We start from the raw sequence: 26,246 nt of genomic DNA on the forward strand, positions 1-26,246 counted from the left end.
CAAAAAAATTGAATGACAAATAACTTATTGAATATTAATAAATTCAAACCAGCGCTTTACACTTCTTGTGGATGCGCTTTACAGAAGAAAGATGAAGGGCACATTTTGCTACGCGGTTCGCTAAAAACCGTGAGCGTAAAGGTAAGTGCAGGCAGGGTTAACTTTGGTAAAGGAGAGTCAGCGTAACTGGCTATCTTTCGATCCTCTGCGATTATAACCTGAATGTGAGGCATTTTTTGAATCTTTATCCTGCTGGCAGGCAATGCATAACCTTACGCCTGGAATGGCTTTACGCCGCGCCTCCGGGATCGGCTCTCCGCATTCTTCGCACTCCTTCAAACTTTCGCCGCGCGGAATCTCGCCGCGAGCGCGCGCAACCGCATCTTCAATGGTACTGTTGATCTGTTCGTTAACGGCGTCGTCATTCGCCCAACCGGAAGCCATGGCATCCTCCTGAAATCGGTTTATACCCTGCTTTTAATATGGGGTTAAAAAATGAACAATCAAGATAAAGTGGAAATGAACTGCATCCGGCAGGCAGATGCAGTCTTGTTGTGGAGGAAAAAATTATTTATAGATGGTTGCTGTGCCGTACATATGGTTATCTCCGCCAGCGGAGTTCACGACAAAGCCTTTCGCACCTTCCTGGCGGGCTTTTTCGGCCAGTTTATTCTGCAGATCGTCCAGGTTACTTGCGCGACTTACCGAGACGGTGCCCGCCGGACGCAGCTGGCTAGTATCGGTACTTTCATTCAGTGACTGAACGGCCATCGCAGAAAATGAAGCCGTTGCCAGGGCGCCGGCGATAACAGCAAGGGTCAGGTACTTTTTCATAATCACATCCTCATGAGGAAACAACAGGTGATTCCCTTTAAGTTTAGAAGCCTGACGAGTGTGACTTAGCGCAAATATTTGATGATGATCTGCTTATTTTTTGAACGATAAAAACTGACAATTCGCTGACAGATCATAGACGTAGAGGTGTTTGATTTACGGTGTTTTTTTAAGCGCCGCAGAGAAAGATTTACCGCTGGGCCAGCACAGGGTATCTTACGCCGCTGTTTAAAGGAGAACGCCATGACTTCCCAAAAGCCGGGATTGCACCCACGAAATCGCCACCGCAGCCGCTACGACATGAACGCCCTGTGCCAGAGCTGCCCTGCGCTGCAGGACTATATTGTCCAGACCCCAGCGGGTGAGCCGACCGTCAACTTTGCCGATCCGCAGGCGGTGAAAACGCTGAACAAAGCCCTGCTGGCGCATTTTTACGGTGTGGCTCACTGGGATATTCCGGAAGGCTTTCTCTGCCCCCCTGTGCCGGGCCGCGCTGATTACGTTCATCACCTTGCCGATCTGCTTGCCGAAGATCGTGACGGCGCTGTACCGCAGCAGGCTTCCATCCTGGATATAGGCACCGGGGCAAACCTGATTTACCCGCTGATTGGCGTACATGAATATCACTGGCGCTTTACCGGGAGCGAAATCGGCGCCGAGGCCTTTGCCAGCGCGCAGGCGATTATCAGTGCGAACCCTGGCCTGAGCCGTTCCATTCGTCTGCGTCGTCAGAAAGAGGCGGCCTCCATCTTCAACGGCATAATTCATAAAAACGAAAGCTATGACGCTACGATGTGCAACCCGCCGTTTCATGATTCGGCGGCAGCGGCTCGCGCGGGCAGCGAGCGTAAACGCCGCAACCTCGGTCAGGCGGAAGACGCCGCGCTGAACTTCGGCGGGCAGCAGCAGGAGCTGTGGTGCGAGGGCGGTGAAGTTGCCTTCATCCTGCGCATGATTGCGGAAAGCCAACAGTTTGGCCGTCAGGTGAAGTGGTTCACGACGCTGGTTTCCCGCGGGGATAACCTGCCGCCGCTCTACCGCGCGCTGAGCGAAGCGGGCGCCGTAAAAGTGGTGAAAAAAGAGATGGCGCAGGGCCAGAAGCAGAGCCGCTTTATCGCCTGGTCGTTTATGGACGATAACAAACGTCGCAAATAGTATCCCGCCCCAGGCCGGGTAGGGCAAAGCCGCCACCCGGCTCGGTTACAGCGTCGGCTCCTGCGGAGGGCGCGGCGAGGCGGGCGGCGACAATACCTGATACGTCTGCACCGGCGTTCGCACGTTCGCCAGATCGAAGTGCTTTTTCACCATGCTGTCGAGGGCAAAGCGCACCGTCCATTGCTTCAGCGGCTGGGTGGTGAACGACACGCGCAGGGTGAACGCCGTGTTGGTCAGCCCAACGATGCCGGCAAACGACGGCTCGCCAATCACCAGCCCGCGAATATCCTCCATTTCCATCAGTTCACTGACCGCATCCCGCAGCGCCTGCTTCGCTTTGTCGGCATCTTCATGACGATCCACATCGTAGTTGGCCACAACGGAGCCAATGCCGCGCACAAAGTTGGCGAAGGTAGTGATCGATGACCAGGGAATGATGTGATATGCCCCGGTATCCTGACGCACGCCTACCGAGCGAATCGACATCCTCTCCACGGTACCGGTCAGCGGCCCGATGGTCACCAGATCCCCTGTGTTCATCCCGTTCTCAAACTGGATAAAGATGCCGGTAATAATATCCTTCACCAGCGTTTGCGAGCCGAAGGAGATCGCCAGCCCCAGCGCGCCTGCACCCGCCAGCAGCGGGGCGATATTCACGCCGATTTCCGATAGCACAATCATGATGGTGATGGTGCTGATGATCACCGCCAGCGCGTTGCGGAACAGCGTCAGCAATGTGCGGGCCCGTGCGCTGGGCAGGGGCCTGCCGTGAATATCCGACACCAGACGGTTCTCGATAAGGCTCGCCAGCAGCGTCCAGCCGACGGCGGAGAAGAACAGAATCAGCGCGATACGAATCAGAATGTCGACCGTTTTTTCACCTGCACCGTTATGCAGCCAGTTCCAGAAATCAAACAGGCTCCACGCATTCAGCAGCAGCATGATCGCCACGCAGACGGTCAGAATGCGCGCCACCTTAAGCGATACCGACATCCAGCCGTTCACCCGTTTTTGCAGTTCCGGGTAATTACGCTGCACCTGCGGCGACAGGGTGATGGTTTTCGAGATCCAGCGGGACAGCAGCCCGGACACAAACGCCGCGATGCCGATAATCGCCAGGCTTTTAAACGTCGCCCCCATCATAAATTTCAGGCTGTTTCCCGGGTCGAACAGCGAGAAGAAGCACAGCACAATAAAATACGCGCTTGCCAGCCAGTGCCACACCAGCGCGAAGGCGCGGATAAACAGGCTAAAGAAAGAGAGGGAACGGTCGGCCAGATGCAGCAGACTCTCGGTGATCGCCCTTTTATTGTGAAAGATAAGGTACAGAGACCAGACGGTTATACAGAGCATAATCAGCACGTTCGCCAGCGCGCCAAACTGCACGTTGACCTGGTTGGAGATAATCGGCACGGCAACCAGCAGGCCGTAGCCTATCAGCCCGCTGAGCACGCTTAGCCGCACGGCCCAGTATTTCGCGCTGTCGTCGTTGATGTTGAAAGGGCGAAGTTCAGGCACGCGCGGGCAAAAGATGACGCGCAGCACCGCTTTAAAAAATTCGATGAGCGCAAACGCATTCAGGAAGAGCGCCTGCTGGAAGGCAATGGTTTTGTTGCCCGTATTGAGGCGGTCCGCCAGCACCTGACCGACAAACAGCGTCAGGGCCAGCAGCAGTAAATCGATGATAAACGCCCCGGTAATCATGGCCGGGAGGTGCAGCCAGCTGCTTTTATGCTGATTTTTTTTCCGTCCCCAGTGGCCCATCTTCCGGTAGAGCGGCCAGGCGCACAGGCGCAGCAGCCAGTAAAAAATGAATACGGCACCCGCCAGAATCGCAAACTGCGTGGCGGCTGCGGTGAAGGTGTGGGGATTAAAAGGTTTATGCGAGGTGCCAACAAGATTTCGATAGAGCTGGGCAAAACGCGACGACAGGGCTTCCCCGTAGCGGCGGCTGATGTCGGTGACATTTTCCAGTACCGTCTTTTCCTCTTCGATCTGCGGTGGCGTAATGGTCGGAACCGGATCCTGAGGCGGCGTGGCGGCCACCTTCCTCAACTGATCGATCAGCTCCTGCCGGGAGGTGTCATTCTCAAGGACGTCGGCAAGTGCGCCATAGGCCGCTTTTTTTTGTTCTGCATCCGGCTCCGGAGGCGGCGTATTTTGCTGAGTAGCAGTTGCTCCGGTGGTGACGCCGGGGATTGCCACGGCAAGCGATGGCGTACTAAACAGGCTTATCAACAGCAGCAGGATCCACGGCACGGCGTCCTCCGACAAAAATATCGTGCAAAATGATAAGTATAGAGGGCGAGAGGCGGAGGGGAGTTTTTGGGAACAATCTGGCGTAAAAAAGCCGGGCAAGCCCGGCTCGGTATGTAGCGAGGGATCAGGAGACGTGCTGCAGGAACTCCTGCAGACGCTGGCTAGGCGGATTCGCGATCAATTCCTGCGGGTTACCGTCTTCGGCGATGCGGCCTTTATCAATAAAGATCAGGCGGGAAGCCACTTTCTCAGCAAAGCCGATTTCGTGGGTCACGATCACCATCGTCATCCCTTCTTCCGCCAGATCCTGCATGACTTTCAGCACCTCGTGGCGCAGTTCCGGGTCGAGTGCAGACGTCGGCTCATCAAACAGCATCATCTTCGGTTTCACCGCCAGCGCGCGCGCAATCGCCACGCGCTGCTGCTGGCCACCGGAGAGCTCGGAAGGGTAGTGGTGCGCACGCTCCGCCAGGCCAACCTTCGCCAGCAGATCTTTTGCCAGCGCTTCCGCCGCCGCTTTGTTGGCACCGCGCACGCGCAGTGGGCCAAACATCACGTTTTCCAGCGCCGTCAGGTGCGGGAACAGGTAGAACTGCTGGAACACCATGCCCGCTTCCTGACGAATCAGACGCTCGTCCACTTTCGGGTCGTTTACCTTCAGACCGTCAACGATCAGATCGCCGCTGGTGATCTCTTCCAGCTTGTTGATGCAGCGCAGCAGGGTCGATTTACCGGAACCGGAAGGCCCGATAATCACCACCACTTCACCCTGCTTGATATTCAGATCGATATTGTGCAGCACCTGGGTTGGGCCAAAGTGCTTGGAGACGTTTTTAAATTCAATCACAGGATTTTCATCCTTCTTTCAAGACGGCGCAGAACGAAGCTCAGTACCAGCGTAATGATCAGATAAACGACGGCGACCGCACTCCAGATTTCCAGCGCGCGGAAGTTGCCCGCAATAATTTCCTGGCCCTGACGGGTCAGTTCGGCCACGCCGATAACGATGAACAGCGATGTATCTTTAATGCTGATGATCCACTGGTTACCCAGCGGCGGCAGCATGCGGCGCAGCGCCAGCGGGAGAATAACGTGACGGATCGTTTCGCGACGAGAAAGACCTAATGCCAGACCGGCTTCGCTGAAACCTTTATGAATCGACAGCACCGCCCCGCGGGTGATTTCCGCGATGTAGGCGCCCGAGTTGATCATAATGGTCACGACGGCCGCGCTGAACGGATCGATGCGCAGGTCGGTAAAGGCCATTGGCAGGGCGAAGTAGATAAACATGACCTGCACGACAATCGGCGTGCCGCGGATCACTTCGATGAAAACCAGTGCGATGTGGTTTGCAATCCAGCCACCGTAGGTGCGGGCGAAACCGGCGACAAGACCGATAATCAACCCACCTACCAGACCCAGGACCGAAATCCACAGGGTCATTTTAGCGCCTTCAAGCAAGAGTGGAATGGCAGGCCAGATGGCGCTCCAGTCAAACTGCATGATGTATTCCTGTATACCGTGGTGAAAAACGAAAAATGTAGGCCCGGCCAGCGTGAGCGCCGCCGGGCGCTATAAACCTGAATTCAGGTAAAATTATTTAGGCTCAGTACCGAACCATTTTTTATAGATTTCGTTGTAGGTGCCGTTCTCTTTCAGCGTTTTCAGTGCGCCGTTAACTTTGGTGCGCAGATCGTCGCTGCCTTTCGGGAACGCGATACCGTACTGCTGAGCTTCCAGAGAGTCGCCCACGGCTTTGAACTTGCCGTTACCAGCCGTTTTAATGAAGTACAGGATGTTCGGCGTGTCGTGCAGAACAGCGTCAGCACGGTTGGTGCCGAGTTCCATATACGCGTTGTCAATGTTCGGGAACTGGCGCAGGTCTTTGGTTTTGATGTTCGCTTTCGCGTAATCCACGGAACCGGTGCCGCTCTTCACTGCCACCACTTTACCGTCGAGGTCTTTCACGCTTTTTACGTCGTTATTATCCGCTTTGACCATCACCAGCAGGCCGCTTTTGTAGTAGCCGTCAGAGAAGTCGATCGCTTTTTTACGTTCTTCGGTAATGGTGATGCCCGCCAGCGCCAGATCGACGTTTTTGGTTTGCAGCGCCGGGATGATGCCGCTGAAGTCCATCGGCTTCAGGGTGTAGTCCAGTTTGAGTTCTTTGGCGATAGCGGCCCACAGATCAACATCAAAACCAACGTATTTGTCACCCTGTTTGAATTCAAACGGAACGAACGCCGTGTCGGTCGCCACAACCAGTTTGTCGGCAGCCTGAGAGGACACCGCAAAAGCCAGGGTAAGTGCAGCCAGTGAAACTTTTAATACAGACTTCATAGCATTTCCTTTTATATCCACGGGGCGATCCCCTGCGAGAACGACTGGCACAATGAAAAAATCGTGCCAACTTTACAAGCTGTTGTTTTACAAAGGGGATGAAATCATACATTGCACAAAAAGCGTGGCAATGATGTCGTGTTGCACCAGCATGGAGCACCATTTTGGTGCGCTTCGTTTGGGTCAACTGACGGGGAGATATTAAGCGTAAATTCTGACGAAAAAACAATCTTCCATTAACGGTTGTGTGAGGTGATTATTACAATTTATTCACTTTTGGACCGTCTCAGGCAAAAACTGTGCACCATAAATGTGCAAAACCCTCACCAGAGGCGAGGGTTTGACAGGAAAGTCTTATGGATTACTCGATGTTAGATTCGATAAACCACAGGAACTGATCCAGGTCGCGGGATGCGGCGGTGAAGATGTCTGCGGTATCTTCATCCTTGGCTTCGCTAATCGCTTTGCGCACGTCATTGGCCACAATCGCGTAGCGGTCCGCCAGCTCTTTCAGGTGATCCTGAACGGTGTGGATATCCAGCGGGTAGCTTTTCAACGGCGTTTTGCTGTTGATCACCTGCGTGGTCCCAAGCGCGACACCACCCAGCTGAACGGCACGTTCAGCCATCGTATCGAGGTGTGTCACCAGTGCTGTGCGGAAGCCATCCAGCATTTCATGGACGGCAATGAAGTTTGCACCGCGCATATTCCAGTGGGCCTGTTTGGTGATCAGCGAAAGATCGATGAACTGGATCACCTGGCGATTCAGCAACTCAATGGTCGCTTTTTTGTCGCTATCCGATACATCGTTACGGGTATAAAGCAGATTAGACGCTTTCGTTTTCACCAGTTTAGCGGTACTCATAATCTCATATCCTCTTGATGTTTATGTCCCAGGTAATTACGGAACTAAGTATAGCACCGGATTTTTTCTCTGCGGTCTGGCTGTGCCTATCGGTTTAATAGCAAGAAGGAGGTTGATAATTTAATTTATTGAAATTAAAAGATAATTTTAAAATTGATACAGATCAATCTTAATTCGCATTGAGGAGAATGGGTGGGGAAGGATATTTCGGTAATATGACAAACTATGTAAGAAATTATAACAGATGGCATTCTGGCCTTTATTCTGCATGGCCGTGAAGCCATGCAGAATATATGGCATTAGCCGATGTCGATTTTCTCAACTTTAGGTTCAGGGCGCATGGTGAGCGTTGACCCCATTGACGCCGCGATAATTGAGCAGAGCGCTAGCGTCTGGGTAAACGTCAGCGTTTCGCCCAGGAACACCATCCCGGAGATCGCCGCAAGGGCGGGCTCCATGCTCATCAGAGTGCCAAATATGCGCGTCGGCAGACGCGTCAGGGCAATCATCTCCAGAGAATAGGGGAGAGCCGTTGAAAGAATAGCGACCGCCAGCCCGATGGGCATGACTGACCATTGCCAGATAGACTCCGTGGCCTGCGCCATACCGATCGGCACAAAAACGATAGCCGCAATCACGGAACCCAGGGCGACCGTTGCCGGGCCATGCTCTTCACCCGCTCGCTGCCCGGTGAGTATATAGACAGCCCAGCAGGCTCCTGCTCCCAGCGCCAGCGCTGCGCCCGTGAGATCAATCTCAGAGACATTCTGGCCGAGCGGCAGCAGGAACCATAAGCCCAGAACGGCCAGCACGACCCAGATAAAATCCACCGGACGACGTGACGAGAAAAGCGCGACCGCCAGCGGGCCGGTAAACTCCAGCGCGACGGCAATCCCCAGCGGGATGGTCTGGATGGAGAGGTAGAACATATAGTTCATTGCCCCGAGGGACAGACCATAAAAAAGCAGGGGGAGACGTTGCTCTTTTTTGAAGCGCAGACGCCAGGGTTTGAAGATGACGACCAGTATCGCCGTTCCCAGCACGATACGCAGGGCTGTTACCCCGGGCGCACCCACCAGTGGAAAAAGCGATTTTGCCAGCGAAGCACCGCTTTGGATGGACAACATGGCAATAAGTATGACGGCTACCGGCAACCAGACCGACGACGTGCGGGATAACCCAGGCATCCTTTCTCCTGTCAGCTAATGTCAAGTGGAGTAAAGGTTGCAGTGTAAAGGAAATATACAGCTACGGTTGAGACTACGTTGAAAAAAAAGACCCGTGAAATCCGTAAAATGGTTAAGCGCTGGTGGATTTATCACCTGAAAGATTAGGAATAATCTGGATGAATGTAACGGCGCAGACGCGCAATATGGGCGTTTAGTAGGAAAAATCGCATGTGATTTGAAAGAGTTAGCTGAGGTTGGAAACGTTCTGTTACAGGAAAGGCCTCATTAGACATCACGAATCACAAAGAGTTTCGCAAAATTTTTTGATATATTTAAAACTTACGGACTTACTTGAAGCACATTTGAGGTGGTTATGAAAAAAATTGCATGTCTTTCAGCACTGGCCGCTGTACTGGCTGTTTCCGCAGGTACCGCTGTAGCTGCTACTTCTACTGTAACTGGTGGTTACGCTCAGAGCGATATGCAGGGCGTGATGAACAAAACCAACGGTTTCAACCTGAAGTATCGTTACGAGCAGGATAACAACCCGCTGGGCGTGATCGGTTCTTTCACCTACACCGAGAAAGATCGTACTGAAAACGGCGCATACAACAAAGGCCAGTACTACGGTATCACTGCTGGTCCAGCTTACCGTCTGAACGACTGGGCGAGCATCTACGGTGTTGTAGGTGTTGGCTACGGTAAATTCCAGCAGACCGAAAACCAGGGTCTGAACCGCACTGCAAGCAACAGCGACTACGGCTTCTCCTATGGCGCAGGCCTGCAGTTCAACCCAATCCAGGACGTGGCTCTGGACTTCTCCTATGAGCAGAGCCGTATCCGCAACGTTGACGTTGGCACCTGGATCGCGGGCGTAGGTTACCGCTTCTAATCACTTCGGTGAGCTAATAAAAAATCCGCCCAATGTGGCGGATTTTTTTTTAGCTTTTTCCCCTCTCCTTGTGGGTGTACAGTCCGGGGACATGGTAGACAGGTGTTCGGGGACATGGTGAACACTTTTTAACATCCTTTACCCATGGTGATCGACTTTTTCTTCAGGTCGATCACCCCCACTTTCGTGCTGTACCACCACACTTCATAGCAGCCGTCATCCTGCGTCTCCCTCAGCCCGACCCGTTCTCCCCTGAACGCCTTGCCTGCGCTCAGACTGACACCCTGTATGCTCAGCTTTCCGCTGACATCCACTTTCCTGACCTTCACCCCTTCATCGTACTCAGGTGGCGTTACGCTGCCGCTGTACTGCCGGGCAGACGGCTGATAACGCGAGGCCGGTACCGCCATATCCAGCGCCTCGTGCGGGCGTTCAAGGTTGTACACCGTGCGCCAGTGATCGAAAGCGCGTTGCAGCTCTCCGCTGTCCGCGAACCATTTTCCCTGCAGCACTTCCGCCTTCAGGCTGCGGTGAAAACGCTCCAGCTTGCCCTGCGTCTGCGGATGATAAGGCCGGGAGTGCCCCACCCGGATACCGTGGCGCATCAGCCACAGCTCCAGCGCCGTCCCAGGTGCCGGTGGTGTCGCCCCACGGTGAGCCGTTGTCCATCGTCATCCTGTCCGGCAGGCCGTAGCGTTCAAACGCGCTGACCAGCTGCTGCTGCACGGTCTCGCGCCGTTCATCGGTACAGTGCGCCAGGCACAGGGAAAAACGGGAGTGGTCGTCCAGCAGGGTGAGCGGATGGCAGCGGCCACCGCCAAAGGGAAAGTGACCCTTAAAATCCATCTGCCAGAGCCGGTTCGGCGCGTCATGTTCGAAGCGTCCCGTAGCCGGAACGCCCGGTGATGCGCCCGGCAGCAGACCGTGACGGGCCATCAGATTATGGACGGTGCTGAAGGCGGGCATACGGTGCCCCTGGTCTTCAAGCCAGCGCTTAATCTTGCGGGCGCCCCAGCGTTGATGACGGTCATGCGCCATGCGCAGCAGGGCCGTGATGTCGTCAGATGAGCGGTTCGGGGAATGATGAGGTGCGCGGGAGCGGTCCTGAAGACCGGAGGCACCTTCCTCAGCCCAGCGCTGAAGCCACTTGTAGCCGGTGGCAGGAGAAATGCCGAACTGACGGCAGAGGAAACGGATGTTCGCCCCGTCCTGCGAGGCGAACAGTACAAACTCGGTACGTAATGACATGGTATCTCTCGCATCCCAGGGCATAAGCGACTCCATAAACGGGTTCTTATGCCTCAGTTGTAAGTGTCTACCATGTCCCCGAACAAGTGTTCACTATGTCCCCGGACCGTACAGTGGGAGAGGGTCAGGGTATCAGACCGCACAGCTTACTTACTCTTAATATCAAAAATATCGGTACCCAGATGGTTATAGTCAACTTTCTGTAACTTGAAGTTGGTAACGTACACTGGGGGCGCTTTCTTGTTGGAGATAAACGGGTAATCATTTTTTATCTCTTTGGCCTTAATCCCCGTCCACTGCGAGAAGAACTGCAGGAAATCATTCGCCGAGCGCCGCGCTTTGATAACGCGATGCGTTTTATCATCGCTCGACAGCACCATAAACGGCACCTGGAAATTCTGCTGGAACTGGTCGTCGTGCGCCAGATACTGCACTTCTTTGCCACGCTCTTTAAACGCCAGCCCGTGATCCGAGAAATAGACCACAGAGAAGCTTTCGCCCGTATTGCGCAGCTGATCGTAAAGCTTGCTGAGCAGCTCATCGGTTTGCGTCATAGTATAGAGATAGCAAGAGGTCTCTTTCGACTGCACAAACTCCGCGTATTTACCGCCAGTGCGATCGCAGGCCTGCGGGTGCGATCCCATCAGGTGCAGAACAATCAGCTGCGGCTGGGTGCGCGGGGTAGCAAAGACCTGCGCCGTCATCTTCAGCAGCGCCTCGTCTTTGGTGTTTTTGTCGGCTTCAAAATCACCGCTCTTCAGGAACTGCACTTCGTCAGCACGCTTAGCAATACTGGCGATGGCGGTGTCGTATTCGCCAATTTGCCCCTGATTGGAGAACCACCAGGTCTGAAAACCGGCGCGGTTGGCCAGCGTGACAAAATTATCCTGAAACTGAGGTTTGCCATCCACCACGCGGTTCAGCGTCAGGCCGAGCGATTTCTGCGTCGAGCCGCTGGCCGCCACATAATCGGTAAACAGGGTGCCGTTGACAGAGCTGGCAAACGGCGTGTTATTCCAGTGCCCGCCGAAAGCGCCCAGCGCGTCGCGACGTGCGCTCTCGCCAATCACCACCACATAGGTATGGTATTTCGGCTTAACCGCCAGCACGTTCCAGGTGTCTTTCATATTGGAAAGTTCAGCCATGCGCGCCTGCTCGTCGAGAACCTCTTTATTGTTCACGACGACGTCTTTAACGAAACGGAACACCGGATAGCCCGTATCTTTCAGCTTGAACACGCCGCCCCAGGCCAGGTTTTGCACCGGCGCAACGAAAAACGTCCCCACGCTAAACGCCAGGCACAGAGACTCCATTTTTCCCCATGATCTCTTCGCGTCTGCTTTGCGACGAACCGCGATGACGCCAAGCGCAAAGATAAAGAGGCCGACGACGTAGCTGTACCAGGGGAAGATCGTCAGGATCTCCGTCGACTCTTCCATATTGGTGGAGTGCAGCGCCAGCAGGGTGTTGAAGTTTGGCGCGCCGTAGGCCTGGCCAAACGGGAAATACATCGCAGCAATCAGCGAACAGACCCCTACCAACGCTTTCTGCACGCGCGGGGCCGCTCGCCACAGCACATGCAGGATGCAGGTGAAAGCCACTGCATAAAGCAGGCTGAAGGGATAGCCGAGCGCAAAGTTAATCAGCAGCGACTGCAAAAAGTAAAATCCCGTCCACGGGCTTAAGGCCCGGCTGCGGGTAACGATGGTATCTATCAGGGTTACATTCATAGGTCACTATCACAAAAACGCCATGTGCTCACCCTGGCGCCAAGGGTCAAAGCCTGCCGGACAGTGCGTGGAAAGGGAATGAGAGGTCCGCTTCAGCGAGCCGCAAATTGTGCAGGGCTGCAAGAAGATAGTGCGAGCGTGAATTAAGGTCAACAGTTGCTAAACAGATGTTTTGCGAAGGGGGCTGCAAATCCGCAAAAATTATCGGGAATTGGTCAGTTTACAGCGGAAGTGTGACAGAAAAATGAAGCGGCGTACCGCAACGCCGCTTAGTGGGAAGGTTTGTCGTCCTGATGCGGTTTGTTGTTAAACATATCGCACAGCATGTTCAACAGCATTAAGCGCACTTTAAAAGGAGAGTGGGTAAACACGTTCATACACCTCTTGAATTCGTTCATGAGACCTCCTGAAGTTTGATCCCTTCGATCCGTGAAGGGTGACTGCATTACATACAGATATAGCACAGGCTATATTGTATAGCTATGGCTATTTCGTTAATTTTTTGTGCTTGTGGAGGGATGGTTTACAATGTGCGCTCTCGATACCGGGCGCTGGAAGCGTCACCCCAATGAGGAAGTACAATGAACCGTCGCGCAGGTAAGCCAGCCATTAAAAAAACGACGCAACTGGTGAATGTTGAAGAACATGTCGAAGGTTTTCGCCAGGTCCGTGAAGCGCACCGGCGTGAACTGATTGATGATTATGTTGAACTGATTTCCGATCTGATCCGCGAGGTTGGGGAAGCGCGTCAGGTCGATATGGCCGCCAGGCTCGGGGTTTCGCAGCCGACGGTCGCTAAAATGTTAAAACGTCTGGCCTCGGTAGGCCTGATCGAAATGATCCCCTGGCGCGGCGTGTTTCTGACGCCGGAAGGGGAGAAGCTTGCGCAGGAGAGCCGCGAGCGCCATCAGCTTGTCGAGAACTTTTTGCTGGTGCTGGGCGTCAGCCCGGAAATTGCCCGTCGGGATGCGGAAGGAATGGAGCACCACGTTAGCGAAGAGACGCTGGTGAAGTTTCGCGAATTTACCCTTAAATATGGTCCCTCCGCTGAATGAAAATCCCTGGACTGCAGGCCCTCTCACGCGATCGTTTCTTCCATCTCTTATTAATCATTGGCGCCGGGTTAAGCCTGTTTGTGCCGTTTGCGCCACAGGCCTGGTCTGCGGCGATTGACTGGCGCACCATCATCACCCTGAGCGGGTTAATGATGCTGACCAAAGGGGTCGAGCTGAGCGGCTATTTTGACGTCCTGGGGCGTAAAATGGTGCGCCGTTTTGCCACCGAGCGCAGGCTGGCCCTGTTTATGGTCTTCTCCGCCGCGGTGCTGTCGACGTTTCTGACCAACGATGTGGCGCTGTTTATCATCGTGCCCCTCACGCTCACCCTGCGTAAGCTTTGCGAGATCCCGGTCAGCAGACTGATCATCTTTGAAGCGCTCGCCGTTAACGCCGGTTCTCTGTTGACGCCCATCGGCAACCCGCAAAATATTCTTCTCTGGGGACGTTCCGGTCTGTCATTCGCCGCCTTTACCTGGCAGATGGCGCCTCTGGCGCTGGTGATGATGCTGTCGCTGCTGGCGGTCTGCTGGTTCGCGTTTCCGGATAAAAAGCTGCAATACCATAGCGGGACCACGGGCCCGCAGTGGCAGCCGCGGCTGGTCTGGAGCTGCCTCGGGCTGTATATCGTCTTTCTGTTCGCCCTGGAGCTGAGGTATGAGCTCCAGGGCGTCCTGCTCGTCGCCGCGGGCTTTGTCGTGCTGGCGCGGCGCGTGCTGGTGAGCGTGGACTGGACGCTGCTGCTGGTCTTTATGGCGATGTTCATCGACGTGCATCTGCTTATTCAGCTTCCGGTGCTGCAAAACGTTCTGCACAGCGTCAGCACGCTGTCGCAGCCGGGGCTGTGGCTGACGGCGATTGGCCTGTCGCAGTTTATCAGCAACGTGCCTGCCACCATTCTGCTGCTCAACTACGTTCCGCCGGACACGCTGCTGGCCTGGGCGGTGAACATCGGTGGGTTTGGGCTGCTGCCCGGCTCCCTGGCAAACCTGATCGCCCTGCGCATGGCCAACGACCGTCGCATCTGGTGGCGCTTCCACCTCTGGTCGATCCCGATGCTGCTCTGGGCTGCGGCGATCGGTTTCGGACTATTCCTTCTCATATAGTGCGCAATTTGTCAGTTTTTCCTGGCAAATGTATAGCAACGTCCTAGCTTTAGTGAACGGCATAGTGTGATGCCGCTCACTGACAGGACCGTTGCTGAATTATGGCAGAAGAACAAAATCCACCTGCTGACGAGCAGGATAAAAACAATAACGAGCGTAAACGCCCGGGCAAAAAACCGTTAATTATCCTTGGCATCGTGGTCATCGTGATGGTGATCGTGGCGCTGGTCTGGTGGTTTTTAACCCGCAACGAAGAGACCACCGACGACGCCTTTACCGACGGCAACGTGGTGACCATTGCCCCCAAAACGGCGGGCTACGTTACCGAGCTTCGCGTGCGGGATAACCAGCGCGTGAAGAAAGGGGATGTGCTGGTGGTGATCGATCCGCGTGATACCACCGCCCAGCGCGATCAGGCTCAGGCTCAGCTTGGGCTGGCTATCGCGCAGCTGCATCAGGCTCAGGCGCAGCTGGCGCTCTCAAAAGTGCAGTATCCCGCCCAGCGTGACGAAGCCAAAGCGCAGGTGCTGAAAGCGCAGGCCGATCTGGCGAACGCGCAGGCGGAATACCGCCGCCAGCGCGGCGTCGACCCGCGCGCGACCACCCAGCAAAGTATTGATTCTGCGAACGCTCAGCTGCGCAGCGCCCAGGCTGGCCTTGCCAGCGCACAGGCGCAGCTGGAAGTGGCGGAGCAGGTACAGCTGCAAATCCGCCAGCAGGAGACCAACGTCGAAGCCCGCGAGCGTCAGGTCGAACAGGCCAAAGCGCAGCTGGAAACCGCGAATCTGAACCTCTCTTACACCGAAGTCCGCGCCCCGTTCGACGGCTTTGTCACCAAACGCAACGTGCAGCCCGGCACGCTGGTTCAGGCGGGCACCGCGCTGTTCTCGCTGGTCTCCCCGAACGTATGGGTGGTGGCGAACTTTAAAGAGTCCCAGCTTGAGCGCATGAAGCCCGGCGATAAGGTTAGCGTCTCCGTGGATGCCTGGCCGGATATGGAGCTTGAAGGCCATATCGACAGCATCCAGCAGGGCAGCGGCTCGCGCTTCTCCGCCTTCCCGTCGGAAAACGCCACCGGTAACTTCGTGAAGATTGTTCAGCGCGTACCGGTAAAAATCGTCATTGATAAAGGTCTGGATCCGAACAAGCCGCTGCCGCTGGGGCTGTCGGTTGAACCGAAGGTCACCGTGGAATGACGGATCATAGCCACGATAACTGGAAGCCCGCCAGTAACCCGTGGGCGGTGGCGATTGTCGTCACCCTGGCGGTGTTCATGGAAATTCTGGACACTACCATCGTCAACGTCGCGCTGCCGCACGTGGCGGGGTCGCTCTCGGCCAGCTACGACGAATCCACCTGGGTACTGACAAGCTACCTGGTGGCGAACGGCATCGTGCTGCCCATCTCGGCGTTCCTGAGCCGGCTGTTTGGCCGCAAGCAGTTCTTCCTCATTTGCATCGTGATGTTCACCATCTGCTCGTTTCTGTGCGGCATCGCCACCGAGCTGTGGCAAATCATCCTGTTCCGCGTAATGCAGGGCTTCTTTGGCGGCGGGTTGCAGCCCACCCAGCAGTCGGTGCTGCTTGACTACTTCAAGCCGGAGGACAGGGGCAAAGCGTTTGGGCTTTCCTCCATTGCGATTATCGTCGCGCCGGTGCTCGGCCCGACGCTGGGGGGCTGGATCACCGACAACTACTCCTGGCGCTGGGTGTTCTTTATCAACATCCCGGTGGGGATTGTGACGGTGCTGGCGATCTACCAGCTGTTGGAAGATCCGCCGTGGGAGAGCAAATCAAAAGAGAAGCTGACCATCGACTGGACGGGGATCGGCCTGATCGCCCTCGGCCTTGGCTGTTTGCAGGTGATGCTCGACCGGGGCGAGGATGATGACTGGTTCTACTCGAACTTTATCCGCACCTTCGCGGTGCTGACGCTGGTCGGCATTATCGGCGCAATCTACTGGCTGATGTATGCCAAAAAGCCGGTGGTGGATCTGCACTGCATGAAGGACCGCAACTTCGCGATCTCCAGCCTGCTGATGGCGGGGATGGCGATGATCCTCTACGGCAGTTCGGTGGTGATCCCGCAACTGGCGCAGCAGGATCTGGGCTATACCGCGACCTGGTCCGGGCTGGTGCTCTCGCCCGGCGCGGTGCTGATCGTGCTGACCATCCCGCTGGTGCTGAAGCTGATGCCGGTGGTGCAGACGCGCTGGATCATCGCCTTTGGCTTTACCTGCCTGGCGGTGTCGTTCTTCTGGTCGCGCACGCTGACGCCGGATATTGACTTCGAAACCCTGGTGCTGTTCCGCAGCGCCCAGTCGATTGGTCTGGGGTTCCTGTTTGTGCCGCTCACCACCATCGCCTTCATCTCGATACCGAGACGGCTCAACGCCGATGCGGCGGCGCTGTTTACCATGTTCCGCAACGTGGCGGGATCCATCGGGATTTCTCTCTCGACGGCGGCCATCACCGAGCGCGCGCAGGCGCACAGCGCGCACCTTGCCTACCACGCCTCGCCGTTTAACGAGCAGTTCCAGCTGGCGATTCGCGAAAGCGCCCAGGCGATCCAGAACTTCACCACCCAGGTGGGCGATCCGACCGGGATTGCCACCGGGCGGATGTACCAGACGATGATCGAGCAGTCCCGCTTCCTGGCCTACATCGACGTCTTCACCATTCTGAGCGCCGTGGCCTTGCTATTGATTCCGTTTTGTTTGTTGCTCTCGCCGGTTAAGAGCGAGGGGAGTGCAGGAGCACACTGATGATACACAGACGTTTACACCCCCTGATGATAATGATGCTGCTGGTGGGCTGCGCCGTCGGGCCGGACTACCAGCAGCCTGCGCCACCCGCCGTTACGCACTGGAACGATAAGGGCGACAGCGCGGTAAAATCGCAAACCACCTCCGCCGCGACCAATCCGCGCTGGTGGAAAACCTTCGGCTCGCCGCAGCTCGACAGTCTGGTTGAACGCGCCATCGCCGGAAACCTGACGCTGCAGCAAACGGTACTGCGCATTGCCGGGGCGCGTGAACAGATTAACCAGGCGGGCGGGGCATTTTTCCCGTCGGTGAACGGCAATCTGCAGGCGACGCGCCAGCAGCTCGGGCTGGAAGGGGAGCTAAAATCCCACGGCGTGTACGACCAGCTGGATAATGTCGACCCTGAACTCAGAGGCGCTCTGGGGCCGCTGACGCAGCCGATTAACCTTTATCAGGGCAGCTTCGACGCCCAGTGGGAAATCGACCTCTGGGGCAAGGTGCGCCGTCAGGTGGAAGCCGCCGAGGCGCAGCAGAAGGCCGCCATCGAACAGCGTAACGATGCGCTGGTGTCGCTGGAAGCGGAAGTGGCGCGCGCGTGGCTTCAGTTGCGCGGGGCGCAGAGCATTATCGCTACCCTGAACACCCAGATTAAAAGCGCGCAGCAGACGCTGGACCTGACCGAAAGCCGCCAGCGCGGCGGGCTGTCACCGCAGATGGACGTGGAAAACGCCCGGGCGCAGCTGGGCAATCTTGAAGCCCAGCTGCCGCAGTATCAGGCCCAGGAACGCCAGGCGATGAACGGGCTGGCTATTCTGCTCGGCAAGCCGCCGGGGGCGCTGGATAGCGAGCTGCAATCAGCGCAGCCAATGCCCGCGCTGCCGGATATCGTGCAGACTGGTATACCGTCCACGCTGGCGCGCCGCCGTCCGGACGTGCGCGAAGCGGAGGCCAACCTTCATGCCGCCACGGCGCAGATTGGCGTCTCGGTGGCCGAGCTGTTCCCGAGTTTTACCCTCTCCGGACAGTTTGGCCTGCGCAACAGCGAATCCGGCTGGCTGACCGACTGGAGCAGCCACTTCTACAGCTTCGGCCCGCAGGTTTCCATTCCGATTTTCCAGGGTGGTCGGCTGGTCTCCAGCGTTAAGGTGGCGCGAGCGCAGCAGGGCGCTGCGGTACTGGACTATCGCCAGACGGTGCTGACCGCGCTCGGGGATGTGGAAAACGCGCTGGTGAGCTATCGCACCGACCAGCAGCGTGAGGCGGGCCTCGCGAAAACCATCGACGCACTGCAAAACGCCTTTGATTTAGCCAGCGACAGCTACCGGCAGGGGATCGCCAGCTTTATCGACGTGCTGGACGCCCAGCGTCAGCTGGCGCAGGCCGAGCAGCAGCGCGCGCAGGCGCAGGTCCAGAGCGCCCTCGATCTGGTGGCGCTCTACAAGGCGCTCGGCGGCGGCTGGGAGCCGTATCAGCAGGTGCAGCTCCCGGACTACAGTGTCTTTGGCGACGCCCCGCGCGGATAAATATTCAGAGGATTGGGCAAGAAACGGACAGGAACGCCACATTCGCGATGGCTGAGGGGCGGGTATAACTATCGGGTACCCAATCGACATGCGAGGATTATCTTATGCGTTATCAAAAACTGGGCAACACCGGTCTGTTCGTTTCTGAACTGTGCCTCGGCACCATGACCTTCGGCGGAGAAGGCGGCATGTGGGGCAAGATTGGTCAGCTCCAGCAGAGCGAAGCAGAACAGCTGGTGGGTCGCGCGCTGGACGCGGGTATCAACTTTATCGATACCGCGGACGTTTACTCGGAAGGGCGCTCGGAGGCGATCCTCGGGCAGGCGCTGAAAAACCTCAACGTCCCGCGCGAGAACGTGGTGGTCGCGACTAAAGTATTTGGCGAAACCGGGACGGCGGGAGTGAACTCGCGCGGCAGCTCGCGCTATCACATCATCAGCAGCGTGAAGGAGAGCCTGCGTCGCCTGCAGCTCGATCATATCGATCTCTATCAGCTTCACGGTTTCGATCCGGCCACGCCGATTGAGGAGACGCTGTATGCGCTGGATAACCTGGTGCAGCACGGCCACGTGCGCTACATCGGCGTCTCGAACTGGGCGGCGTGGCAGATAGCCAAAGCGCTGGGCATTTCCGAGCGACTCGGGCTGGCGCGTTTTGCGTCATTGCAGGCGTACTACACTATTGCCGGACGCGATCTTGAGCGCGAGCTGGTGCCGATGATGCAGAGCGAAGGCGTCGGGCTGATGGTCTGGAGCCCGCTGGCGGGCGGCCTGCTGAGTGGAAAATATGGTCGCGACGGGCAGAGCGAAGCCGGTAGCCGCCGTCTGGCGTTCGACTTCCCGCCGGTGGACAAAGAGCGCGCCTTTGACTGCGTGGACGTGATGCGCGTGATTGCCGAAAGTAAGGGCGCCTCCGTGGCGCAAATCGCGCTGGCGTGGCTGCTGCACCAGAAGGCGGTGACCAGCGTAATTATTGGTGCGAAACGCGTCGATCAGCTTGACGACAACATTGCCGCCACCGGGATCCGCTTAAGCGAAGACGAGCTTAAACAGCTGGATGCCGTCAGCGCGCTGCCGCGTGAATATCCGGGCTGGATGCTGGAGCGTCAGGGGGAATATCGTCGCAATCAGCTTGCGCAACAATAACGCTCCTCATCCCCGGCGGCGCTTCGCCTGCCGGGGATGATATCGAAGAAATGACGATAAGCTGCTTTTACCGATTCAACGATGGGCTGTGGCGGTAATCAGCAGCCGTCTTTGCAGGTTGCGGCTGGGTTTTGCTCAAGGACTCTTACCAGCAGGGCTCGGGGCTCTCTGACCACATCTGTTCCAATTGCCAGTACTTTGCCGTCCCTTTCCGCTGAATACTTCGCGACAACATCACCGAAAGCATTTCGCTGCAGGGCGACCTCTTGTCCTGCTTTTACCGTGTCGCCGGGTTTAACGAAAACTTCCGCAAACCCACCCGTAGTTGCTCGTATGGAACTGATCGCATTACCAATATACGTTTTATTGCTGCTGGCGGTTGCGCCGATTTTGCCTTCAATCACCTTGTAATGGATCAGTACATTGAGAGCACCCTCTAAACCCCGGGCAATCATATCCTGCTGGTAAATCCTCGGCTCTCCCGTCTCGGCCGTTATCGCCGGGATACCATGTTGAATAAAGGTGGTTTCCATTGAGCCGGCTTCGCCGGGGTCTTTCTTAATTTGATCTGCCGGAAAAAGTTCCGCAATTGTCCGGGCATCCGCATTGCGGTAGTCGGCATAAATGAACAGCGGATAAGCCGTTCCGGTAGACTGGGTGTGATAGTCAATCGCCAGGTCGACATTCCCCTTGTAAACCTTGTTCCACATCATCCATGCCTGACGCTCAGCAGGGTTACCCGTTTCTTTTCCTGGATGGACGCGATTGTAGTCGATCGTTTCACCCCCATCGGTTGAAACAGACCATGTCCGGGAGACTCTCTCAAGGCCAGAACGGTTTGGGCCAATGATGCCAATAACGCTGCCGTTCATTTTTTCGGGGGCCAGTTGTTCCATCACTTTTTGTACGATGCGCACGCCGTTTAGCTCATCCCCGTGGACGCCCGCCTGCAGAAGGACTTTCTTCCCGTCCGTTTTCCCTTTTGCCACCATTATGGGTACATACCAGCGCTGTCCCGTTCCTGTCTCAACCCCCTCGAACATGAAGCGATGTTGTCCGGCTGGCAGGTCTGATACATCCAGCGTAGAGATAACCGGCACTCCCTGCACTTTATCACCCGTATACACCGTTGCCGCGTGAGTCATTGAGCCGGGCAACGCTAAGCTGAGAGCGAATGCGATACGGCGAGTAGATATCTTCATGAGCGTCATTTTCCATTTGATAGGGTTGAGATTTTTATGTTCTGGCCTGGGCCGTGGTTGGTGCGCATTAAGTTAATAATGATTTTATGAGGCCAGCCAGTGGCACGTTCGGGAAATGTGATTCTGCATAGGCTAGCGCTCAGGCCTAAATAACAGGATTTCGCTATTCATTTTTCCTGCTCAGCGCTTCTTTCCGACATTCCTCACAAAAAACGATCCTCCCCTTTGATCGAAATTTCATCTTCGCCTATATGACTAGTCATGAGATTTTAAATGACTAGGCATATAGGGAGAGAGCATGAACAATTCACTACCGGCCAACTTTTTATGGGGCAACTCGGTGTCCAGCATGCAGACGGAAGGGGCCTGGAACGAGGGTGGGAAGGGGATGTCGGTGTACGACATTCGTGAAGCCGGAGAAAACGTCTCCGACTGGAAGGTGGCGACCGACTCCTACCACCGCTACCGGGAAGATTTCGATCTGATGCAGGATCTGGGCATGAACTGCTACCGCTTCCAGATCTCCTGGAGCCGCGTCTGCCCGCAGGGCGACGGCGCGTTCAACGACGAGGGCATCGCCTTTTACGACCGCTTTATTGACGATCTCATCGCCCGCGGCATCGAGCCGATGGTCTGCCTCTACCACTTCGACATGCCGCTGGCGCTGGCGCAGGAGTACAACGGCTTCAACGATCGCCGCGTGGTGGAGGCTTTTATCCGCTACGGCAAAAAGATGATCGACTGCTTCGGCGACCGCGTAAAGTACTGGCTGACCTTTAACGAGCAGAACATCTTCCATATGCCGGAAGCGTTCCGCATTTCCGGCTATATGAAAGGCGAGAAAACCCTGCGCGAGCTGTATGAGCTTCAGCACCATGCGATGGTGGCGCACATGTCGCTGACCGAGTATCTGCACCAGACAAAACCGGGCCAGCTAATGGGCGGCATGCTGGCGCACCAGCTGATCTATCCGGCCACCTGCAAGCCGCGCGATATCTTCTGCGCCCAGCAGTATGACGAATTCCTCAACCAGAACCTGCTGCGCGTCTTTGCCGGCCAGGGCTACAGCCCGGCGGTGATGGCGGTGGTGGAGCAGGAGGGCTTCGGTGATATCTATCGCGCCGACGATCTCGCTCTGTTTGCCCGCACGAAAAACGACTTTATGGCCTTCAGCTACTACGCCAGCAAAACGCTGGACAGCGATGCGATCCCGGAAGGCACGCCGGTCAACTATTACCTGCTGCACGGTGAGAAAAATAACCCCTACCTGAAAGCCACCGAGTGGAACTGGCAGATCGATCCGCTGGGCTTTCGCACCATCATCACTCGCTATGCCAACGACTGGCGGATGCCGGTCTTCCCGATTGAAAACGGTATTGGGGTAATTGAGTCCTGGGACGGGGTCAACCCGATTGAGGACACCTACCGCATCGACTACCACCGGGCGCATATCGAGGCCATGAAGGAAGCCATATTCGAGGATGGCGCAGAGGTCATTGGCTATCTCGGCTGGGGGTTAATTGACATTCTTAGCTCGCAGGGGGACATGCGTAAGCGCTACGGCGTGGTCTACGTCAACCGCGAGAATCACGACCTGAAAGACCTGAAGCGCGTGCCGAAGAAGAGCTACGCGTGGTTAAAACAGGTTATCCATACCAACGGACGCGAGATGTAAGCCGTACGCTGCCGGGCCGTTTTTGTGACTGATTGATGGGAACACTCCGCTATGTCTGAAACAAAAATCACACCGCACATGCAGTCCTTTGTCGATAAATTTGTTGAGTTCTCGGCGCGCCTGGCAAACCAGGTGCACCTGCGATCCCTGCGCGACGCCTTCGCCACGGTGATGCCGATTTTCATCCTCGCCGGTCTGGCGGTGCTGGTGAACAACGTGGTGTTCCCGTGGATTTTTGAGGGCGACACGCTCACACAGTTTAAGGTGTGGGGCGAGGCGATTATTAACGGTACGCTGAACATCGCCGCGCTGCTGCTGGCGCCGATGATTGCCTGGTCGCTGGCGCGCAACAAAGATTTCGACAATCCGGTCTCGGCAGTGGTTATCGCCGTCAGCAGCTTTATCATCATGATGCCGATGCGCTTACAGGTTACGCCCGTTGGCAGCGAGGCTGCGGTGAACGTCACGCAGGTGCTGACCTTCGCCAATATCGGCTCCACCGGGATTTTCGCCGGGGTGCTGATTGGCCTGCTTTCCACCGAGCTGTTCATCGCCATTTCGCGGCTGAAGGCGCTACACATTTCGCTGGGGGAAAACGTGCCCCCGGCGGTGAGCAAATCCTTTACCGCGCTGATCCCAACCATTCTTACCTTGTCGGTGTTCGCCGTGCTGGCGGCGCTGCTGGCGAACGTGCTGCATACGGATCTGATCCATCTCATTACGACCTTTATCCAGCAGCCGCTGCGGCTGATCAACACCAGCCTGCCGGGGACGATTTTCATCTACAGCTTCGGCAACTTCCTGTTCACGCTCGGCATTCATCAGTCGGTGGTCAACAGTGTGGTGCTGGAGCCGTTCCTGCTGATCAACACCAACGAGAACATGCTGGCCTTCGCCAACGGACAGCCGATCCCGCACATCATCAACAACATCTTTGTGCCGACGTTTGGCATGGTGGGCGGTACGGGCAGCACGATCTCGCTGCTGATCGCCATCTTTATCTTCTCGCGGCAACAATCGGCGAAGCAGGTGGCGCGTCTGTCGCTGGCGCCGGGCCTGTTCAACATCAACGAGCCGGTGATTTTCGGCCTGCCGATCGTCTTTAACCTGCCGCTGATGATCCCGTTTGTGCTGCTGCCCGCCATCGGCATTTACTTCGCCTGGCTCTGCACCACGCTGGGGTTAATGTCCCGCTGCGTGGTGATGATCCCCTGGACCACGCCGCCGATCCTCAGCGCCTGGCTGGCGACGGCGGGGGACTGGCGCGCCGTGGTGGTCCAGTTGGCAATCATCGTATTTGGTGTATTCTTCTACCTGCCTTTCCTCAAAATTGCCGAGCGAGTGGCGTTGAAAAACAGCGGGATAGAAAACTAACAGAAAGGAAGGACGATGGCGGCGAAGTACATCACCATAGCGCGGGAAATTAAGAAACGCATTATCAGCCAGCAGTACGCCGCCAACGAACCCCTGCCGGACCAGTTTGCACTGGCGGCGGAGTTCAGCACCAGCCGGATGACTATTCAGCAGGCGATGCGCCAGCTGATCGTCGAAGGGCTGGTCTACACCCGTCAGGGGCAAGGGACGTTCATCCGCAAAAACTTCCTCCAGCTCTCGCAGTGGGATCTCTCCGGCAGCGACTACTTTGGCGCGACCAAAACCTGGGCGCATCTGGGTACGGTCACGAGCCAGGTGGTGCATTTCGAACTGCGCTTCCCGAACGAAAAAGAGCAGGCGTCGCTGATGATTAACGCCGATGCGCCGATCTACGACTTCATTCGCCTGCGTCTACTGAACGGCGAACCGATGTCGCTGGATTCCACAGTGATGCCGATGAATCTGGTGCCGGGCCTGACGAAAAACCACCTTGAAGGGTCAGTGTTTCAGTACGTTCAGGAAACCCTGGGGCTGAAAATTATGGGGTCATACCGGGTCGTGCGGGCGCTAAAGCCCAGCGCGCTGGACAGAGAGCATCTGGTCTGTGAGGAAACCGATCCGGTGCTGGAGGTGGAGCAGGTCATTTATCTGGAAGATGGCACGCCGCTGGAGTATGCCCACTGCCACTATCGCTACGACCACGGCGGGATTGTGATTGTGAATAACGGATAAAAAAAAGCGGGCCTCGAAGCCCGCTTTTTTAATACGCGTGATTAATTCAGACGCACCGGCATACCGGAACGGTTCTGAATCGCCTGGTCGACGATGGTGGTTTCCACGTCTGGCTGAGAGGTCACTGACTGCACCGCGCTGTTCAGCGTAATCGGCACGATCTCGTTGTTGTTGATCTGGTCTTCGCTGGTGGAGAGCGGGTTGTGCACTTCGATGTAGCGGCTGCCGTCTGGCTCGGACGTCGCTTTCACCGGTTCGTTGATGAACTGCACGCGCGTACCGACCGGCACGTTTTCGAACAGGAACTTGATGTCGTCGTTACGCAGGCGCACGCAGCCGTGGCTCACGCGCAGGCCGATACCGAAGTTGGCGTTGGTGCCGTGGATGGCGTACAGACGACCAATGTACAGCGCGTACAGGCCCATCGGGTTATCCGGGCCGGCTGGCACAACGGCGGGCAGCGGCTCGCCCGCAGCGATGTATTCCGCGTGCATTTTTGCCGTCGGCGTCCAGGTTGGTCCTGCTTTCTTACGCTCTACTTTGGTGGTCCAGTTCAGCGGGGTGTCTTTACCCAACTGGCCGATACCGATTGGCAGCACGATAACGGTGTTGGTGCCTTTCGGGTAGTAATACAGACGCATTTCGGCGCTGTTAATCACGATGCCTTCATGAACGGTATCCGGCAGGATCAGCTGCTGAGGAATATTCAGCACGGTACCTGCTTTTGGCAGATACGGGTCAACGCCCGGGTTCGCTTCCAGCATGTTGGACAGGCCCAGCTGGTACTGCGCGGCGAAATACTCCAGCGGCTGAGAGTTACCCTCAGGCACCGTCACCACCTGGTTTTGACCCACCAGACGGCTTCCGTCTGTCGGCAGGGGATACGTCACCGCAGACGCGGTCTTACAAAAACCTACTACGGCTAACGCCGCCGCAAAAAGCGTTGTTAATTTCATGTTCATGTTGTGCGAGGTATCTAAGCCATTCAGGCGATGAGTTGATAAGTCTGAATCTGTGATGGGAGCGCATTATATGTGCATTCCCGCTAACAGGGAATTCAGATGTGTACGAAATCACATTTTTTTCGATTTTGTTAAAGTTTAGTGGATTGCCGCAACACGGGATCTCAATTCGGAATTGTGGCATAATGCCGTGTTTATCACACTTTTCGCAGGAAT

23 protein-coding genes and 1 pseudogene are annotated in these 26,246 nt (G+C 56.2%); 11 read left to right on the forward strand and 13 right to left on the reverse strand.

Annotated elements, in window-relative coordinates:
- Positions 1–177: 177 nt before the first annotated feature.
- Positions 178–444, reverse strand: coding sequence for a DksA/TraR family C4-type zinc finger protein (locus DG357_RS07120; RefSeq protein ID WP_045259965.1), 267 nt, complete (start codon positions 442–444; stop codon positions 178–180).
- Positions 445–567: 123 nt separating this feature from the next.
- Positions 568–834 carry a DUF1471 family periplasmic protein McbA gene (gene mcbA, locus DG357_RS07125; protein ID WP_028012443.1) on the reverse strand — a complete coding sequence of 89 codons (267 nt, stop codon included), beginning with the start codon at positions 832–834 and terminating at the stop codon, positions 568–570.
- 243 nt (positions 835–1,077) lie between these two features.
- Between mcbA and rlmF the strand changes: the two genes are divergently transcribed.
- Entirely contained in the window at positions 1,078–1,989 is a 912-nt protein-coding gene (rlmF, locus tag DG357_RS07135; protein ID WP_041910718.1) for a 23S rRNA (adenine(1618)-N(6))-methyltransferase RlmF, read from the forward strand.
- Positions 1,990–2,034: 45 nt separating this feature from the next.
- Here rlmF and ybiO read toward each other — a convergent pair whose 3' ends face one another.
- The 6 genes from ybiO to rhtA all read right to left on the reverse strand — a co-directional run bounded on the left by ybiO (position 2,035) and on the right by rhtA (position 8,640).
- Positions 2,035–4,248 carry a mechanosensitive channel protein gene (gene ybiO, locus DG357_RS07140; RefSeq protein ID WP_088204431.1) on the reverse strand — a complete coding sequence of 738 codons (2,214 nt, stop codon included), beginning with the start codon at positions 4,246–4,248 and terminating at the stop codon, positions 2,035–2,037.
- A 124-nt stretch (positions 4,249–4,372) separates the two neighbouring features.
- A complete protein-coding gene (gene glnQ, locus DG357_RS07145) occupies positions 4,373–5,095 on the reverse strand; it encodes a glutamine ABC transporter ATP-binding protein GlnQ (RefSeq protein WP_028012446.1) in 723 nt (240 codons plus the stop codon).
- Positions 5,092–5,751 carry a glutamine ABC transporter permease GlnP gene (gene glnP, locus DG357_RS07150; RefSeq protein WP_003858462.1) on the reverse strand — a complete coding sequence of 220 codons (660 nt, stop codon included), beginning with the start codon at positions 5,749–5,751 and terminating at the stop codon, positions 5,092–5,094. Before glnP ends, glnQ begins: the two co-directional genes overlap by 4 nt.
- A gap of 93 nt (positions 5,752–5,844) precedes the next feature.
- Positions 5,845–6,588, reverse strand: a complete 744-nt coding sequence (gene glnH / locus DG357_RS07155; protein ID WP_014831177.1) for a glutamine ABC transporter substrate-binding protein GlnH — start codon at positions 6,586–6,588, stop codon at positions 5,845–5,847.
- A 361-nt stretch (positions 6,589–6,949) separates the two neighbouring features.
- Positions 6,950–7,453 carry a DNA starvation/stationary phase protection protein Dps gene (gene dps / locus DG357_RS07160; RefSeq protein ID WP_008501171.1) on the reverse strand — a complete coding sequence of 168 codons (504 nt, stop codon included), beginning with the start codon at positions 7,451–7,453 and terminating at the stop codon, positions 6,950–6,952.
- 299 nt (positions 7,454–7,752) lie between these two features.
- On the reverse strand, positions 7,753–8,640 hold the full coding sequence (gene rhtA, locus DG357_RS07165) for a threonine/homoserine exporter RhtA (protein WP_041910716.1): 888 nt from the start codon (positions 8,638–8,640) through the stop codon (positions 7,753–7,755).
- 355 nt (positions 8,641–8,995) lie between these two features.
- Here rhtA and ompX point away from each other — a divergent pair, with 355 nt between their 5' ends.
- Positions 8,996–9,514, forward strand: a complete 519-nt coding sequence (ompX, locus tag DG357_RS07170; RefSeq protein ID WP_028012448.1) for an outer membrane protein OmpX — start codon at positions 8,996–8,998, stop codon at positions 9,512–9,514.
- Positions 9,515–9,642: 128 nt separating this feature from the next.
- Here the strand turns inward: ompX and DG357_RS07175 are convergent.
- The 3 genes and pseudogenes from DG357_RS07175 to mntS form a co-directional block, all read right to left on the reverse strand.
- Positions 9,643–10,786 (reverse strand): annotated as a pseudogene (locus DG357_RS07175) (IS481 family transposase).
- A 122-nt stretch (positions 10,787–10,908) separates the two neighbouring features.
- Complete coding sequence (locus tag DG357_RS07180; protein ID WP_028012449.1) at positions 10,909–12,492, reverse strand: phosphoethanolamine transferase; 1,584 nt, start codon at positions 12,490–12,492, stop codon at positions 10,909–10,911.
- 269 nt (positions 12,493–12,761) lie between these two features.
- On the reverse strand, positions 12,762–12,890 hold the full coding sequence (gene mntS, locus DG357_RS07185; RefSeq protein ID WP_032644847.1) for a manganase accumulation protein MntS: 129 nt from the start codon (positions 12,888–12,890) through the stop codon (positions 12,762–12,764).
- A gap of 183 nt (positions 12,891–13,073) precedes the next feature.
- Between mntS and mntR the strand changes: the two genes are divergently transcribed.
- The 6 genes from mntR (at position 13,074) to DG357_RS07215 (ending at position 20,085) form a co-directional block, all read left to right on the forward strand.
- Positions 13,074–13,547 carry a manganese-binding transcriptional regulator MntR gene (mntR, locus tag DG357_RS07190; RefSeq protein ID WP_028012450.1) on the forward strand — a complete coding sequence of 158 codons (474 nt, stop codon included), beginning with the start codon at positions 13,074–13,076 and terminating at the stop codon, positions 13,545–13,547.
- On the forward strand, positions 13,544–14,653 hold the full coding sequence (locus DG357_RS07195; protein ID WP_088204898.1) for an anion transporter: 1,110 nt from the start codon (positions 13,544–13,546) through the stop codon (positions 14,651–14,653). Before mntR ends, DG357_RS07195 begins: the two co-directional genes overlap by 4 nt.
- Before the next feature lie 101 nt (positions 14,654–14,754).
- On the forward strand, positions 14,755–15,849 hold the full coding sequence (locus tag DG357_RS07200; RefSeq protein WP_088204899.1) for an HlyD family secretion protein: 1,095 nt from the start codon (positions 14,755–14,757) through the stop codon (positions 15,847–15,849).
- Entirely contained in the window at positions 15,846–17,417 is a 1,572-nt protein-coding gene (locus DG357_RS07205; RefSeq protein ID WP_028012453.1) for a DHA2 family efflux MFS transporter permease subunit, read from the forward strand. The genes DG357_RS07200 and DG357_RS07205 overlap by 4 nt, the downstream gene beginning before the upstream one ends.
- Positions 17,417–18,940, forward strand: coding sequence for an efflux transporter outer membrane subunit (locus DG357_RS07210; protein WP_028012454.1), 1,524 nt, complete (start codon positions 17,417–17,419; stop codon positions 18,938–18,940). The genes DG357_RS07205 and DG357_RS07210 overlap by 1 nt, the downstream gene beginning before the upstream one ends.
- A 104-nt stretch (positions 18,941–19,044) precedes the next feature.
- Positions 19,045–20,085, forward strand: a complete 1,041-nt coding sequence (locus DG357_RS07215) for an aldo/keto reductase (protein ID WP_088204900.1) — start codon at positions 19,045–19,047, stop codon at positions 20,083–20,085.
- Between the two features lie 98 nt (positions 20,086–20,183).
- Here the strand turns inward: DG357_RS07215 and DG357_RS07220 are convergent, their stop codons facing one another.
- On the reverse strand, positions 20,184–21,287 hold the full coding sequence (locus DG357_RS07220) for a succinylglutamate desuccinylase/aspartoacylase family protein (RefSeq protein WP_088204901.1): 1,104 nt from the start codon (positions 21,285–21,287) through the stop codon (positions 20,184–20,186).
- 298 nt (positions 21,288–21,585) lie between these two features.
- Here DG357_RS07220 and DG357_RS07225 point away from each other — a divergent pair, with 298 nt between their 5' ends.
- The 3 genes from DG357_RS07225 to DG357_RS07235 are packed head-to-tail and all read left to right on the forward strand — an operon-like array spanning position 21,586 to position 25,068.
- Positions 21,586–22,962 (forward strand): glycoside hydrolase family 1 protein, encoded by a 1,377-nt coding sequence (locus DG357_RS07225; protein ID WP_088204902.1) that lies wholly within the window; start codon positions 21,586–21,588, stop codon positions 22,960–22,962.
- A gap of 51 nt (positions 22,963–23,013) precedes the next feature.
- On the forward strand, positions 23,014–24,336 hold the full coding sequence (locus tag DG357_RS07230) for a PTS sugar transporter subunit IIC (RefSeq protein WP_088204903.1): 1,323 nt from the start codon (positions 23,014–23,016) through the stop codon (positions 24,334–24,336).
- Positions 24,337–24,351: 15 nt separating this feature from the next.
- Positions 24,352–25,068 (forward strand): GntR family transcriptional regulator, encoded by a 717-nt coding sequence (locus tag DG357_RS07235; RefSeq protein WP_025912880.1) that lies wholly within the window; start codon positions 24,352–24,354, stop codon positions 25,066–25,068.
- A gap of 41 nt (positions 25,069–25,109) precedes the next feature.
- On the opposite strand, the gene ldtB is transcribed toward DG357_RS07235, so the two are convergent.
- Positions 25,110–26,030 (reverse strand): L,D-transpeptidase, encoded by a 921-nt coding sequence (gene ldtB, locus DG357_RS07240; protein ID WP_008501186.1) that lies wholly within the window; start codon positions 26,028–26,030, stop codon positions 25,110–25,112.
- Between the last annotated feature and the right edge of the window lie 216 nt (positions 26,031–26,246).

Origin of the sequence: Enterobacter bugandensis, from assembly GCF_900324475.1 — a bacterium.
GTDB classification, from domain to species: Bacteria; Pseudomonadota; Gammaproteobacteria; order Enterobacterales; family Enterobacteriaceae; genus Enterobacter; species Enterobacter bugandensis.

Coding starts and splice junctions, on each gene's coding strand:
- glnP (WP_003858462.1), bottom strand. CDS start 5,751: ATGCAGTTTGACTGGAGCGCCATCTGGCCTGCCATTCCACTCTTGCTT.
- ompX (WP_028012448.1), top strand. CDS start 8,996: ATGAAAAAAATTGCATGTCTTTCAGCACTGGCCGCTGTACTGGCTGTT.
- DG357_RS07195 (WP_088204898.1), top strand. CDS start 13,544: ATGAAAATCCCTGGACTGCAGGCCCTCTCACGCGATCGTTTCTTCCAT.
- mntS (WP_032644847.1), bottom strand. CDS start 12,890: ATGAACGAATTCAAGAGGTGTATGAACGTGTTTACCCACTCTCCTTTT.
- DG357_RS07210 (WP_028012454.1), top strand. CDS start 17,417: ATGATACACAGACGTTTACACCCCCTGATGATAATGATGCTGCTGGTG.
- DG357_RS07220 (WP_088204901.1), bottom strand. CDS start 21,287: ATGAAGATATCTACTCGCCGTATCGCATTCGCTCTCAGCTTAGCGTTG.
- DG357_RS07200 (WP_088204899.1), top strand. CDS start 14,755: ATGGCAGAAGAACAAAATCCACCTGCTGACGAGCAGGATAAAAACAAT.
- rlmF (WP_041910718.1), top strand. CDS start 1,078: ATGACTTCCCAAAAGCCGGGATTGCACCCACGAAATCGCCACCGCAGC.
- dps (WP_008501171.1), bottom strand. CDS start 7,453: ATGAGTACCGCTAAACTGGTGAAAACGAAAGCGTCTAATCTGCTTTAT.
- mcbA (WP_028012443.1), bottom strand. CDS start 834: ATGAAAAAGTACCTGACCCTTGCTGTTATCGCCGGCGCCCTGGCAACG.
- DG357_RS07215 (WP_088204900.1), top strand. CDS start 19,045: ATGCGTTATCAAAAACTGGGCAACACCGGTCTGTTCGTTTCTGAACTG.
- DG357_RS07230 (WP_088204903.1), top strand. CDS start 23,014: ATGTCTGAAACAAAAATCACACCGCACATGCAGTCCTTTGTCGATAAA.
- DG357_RS07120 (WP_045259965.1), bottom strand. CDS start 444: ATGGCTTCCGGTTGGGCGAATGACGACGCCGTTAACGAACAGATCAAC.
- DG357_RS07235 (WP_025912880.1), top strand. CDS start 24,352: ATGGCGGCGAAGTACATCACCATAGCGCGGGAAATTAAGAAACGCATT.
- glnH (WP_014831177.1), bottom strand. CDS start 6,588: ATGAAGTCTGTATTAAAAGTTTCACTGGCTGCACTTACCCTGGCTTTT.
- DG357_RS07225 (WP_088204902.1), top strand. CDS start 21,586: ATGAACAATTCACTACCGGCCAACTTTTTATGGGGCAACTCGGTGTCC.
- rhtA (WP_041910716.1), bottom strand. CDS start 8,640: ATGCCTGGGTTATCCCGCACGTCGTCGGTCTGGTTGCCGGTAGCCGTC.
- ldtB (WP_008501186.1), bottom strand. CDS start 26,030: ATGAACATGAAATTAACAACGCTTTTTGCGGCGGCGTTAGCCGTAGTA.
- mntR (WP_028012450.1), top strand. CDS start 13,074: ATGAACCGTCGCGCAGGTAAGCCAGCCATTAAAAAAACGACGCAACTG.
- DG357_RS07180 (WP_028012449.1), bottom strand. CDS start 12,492: ATGAATGTAACCCTGATAGATACCATCGTTACCCGCAGCCGGGCCTTA.
- DG357_RS07205 (WP_028012453.1), top strand. CDS start 15,846: ATGACGGATCATAGCCACGATAACTGGAAGCCCGCCAGTAACCCGTGG.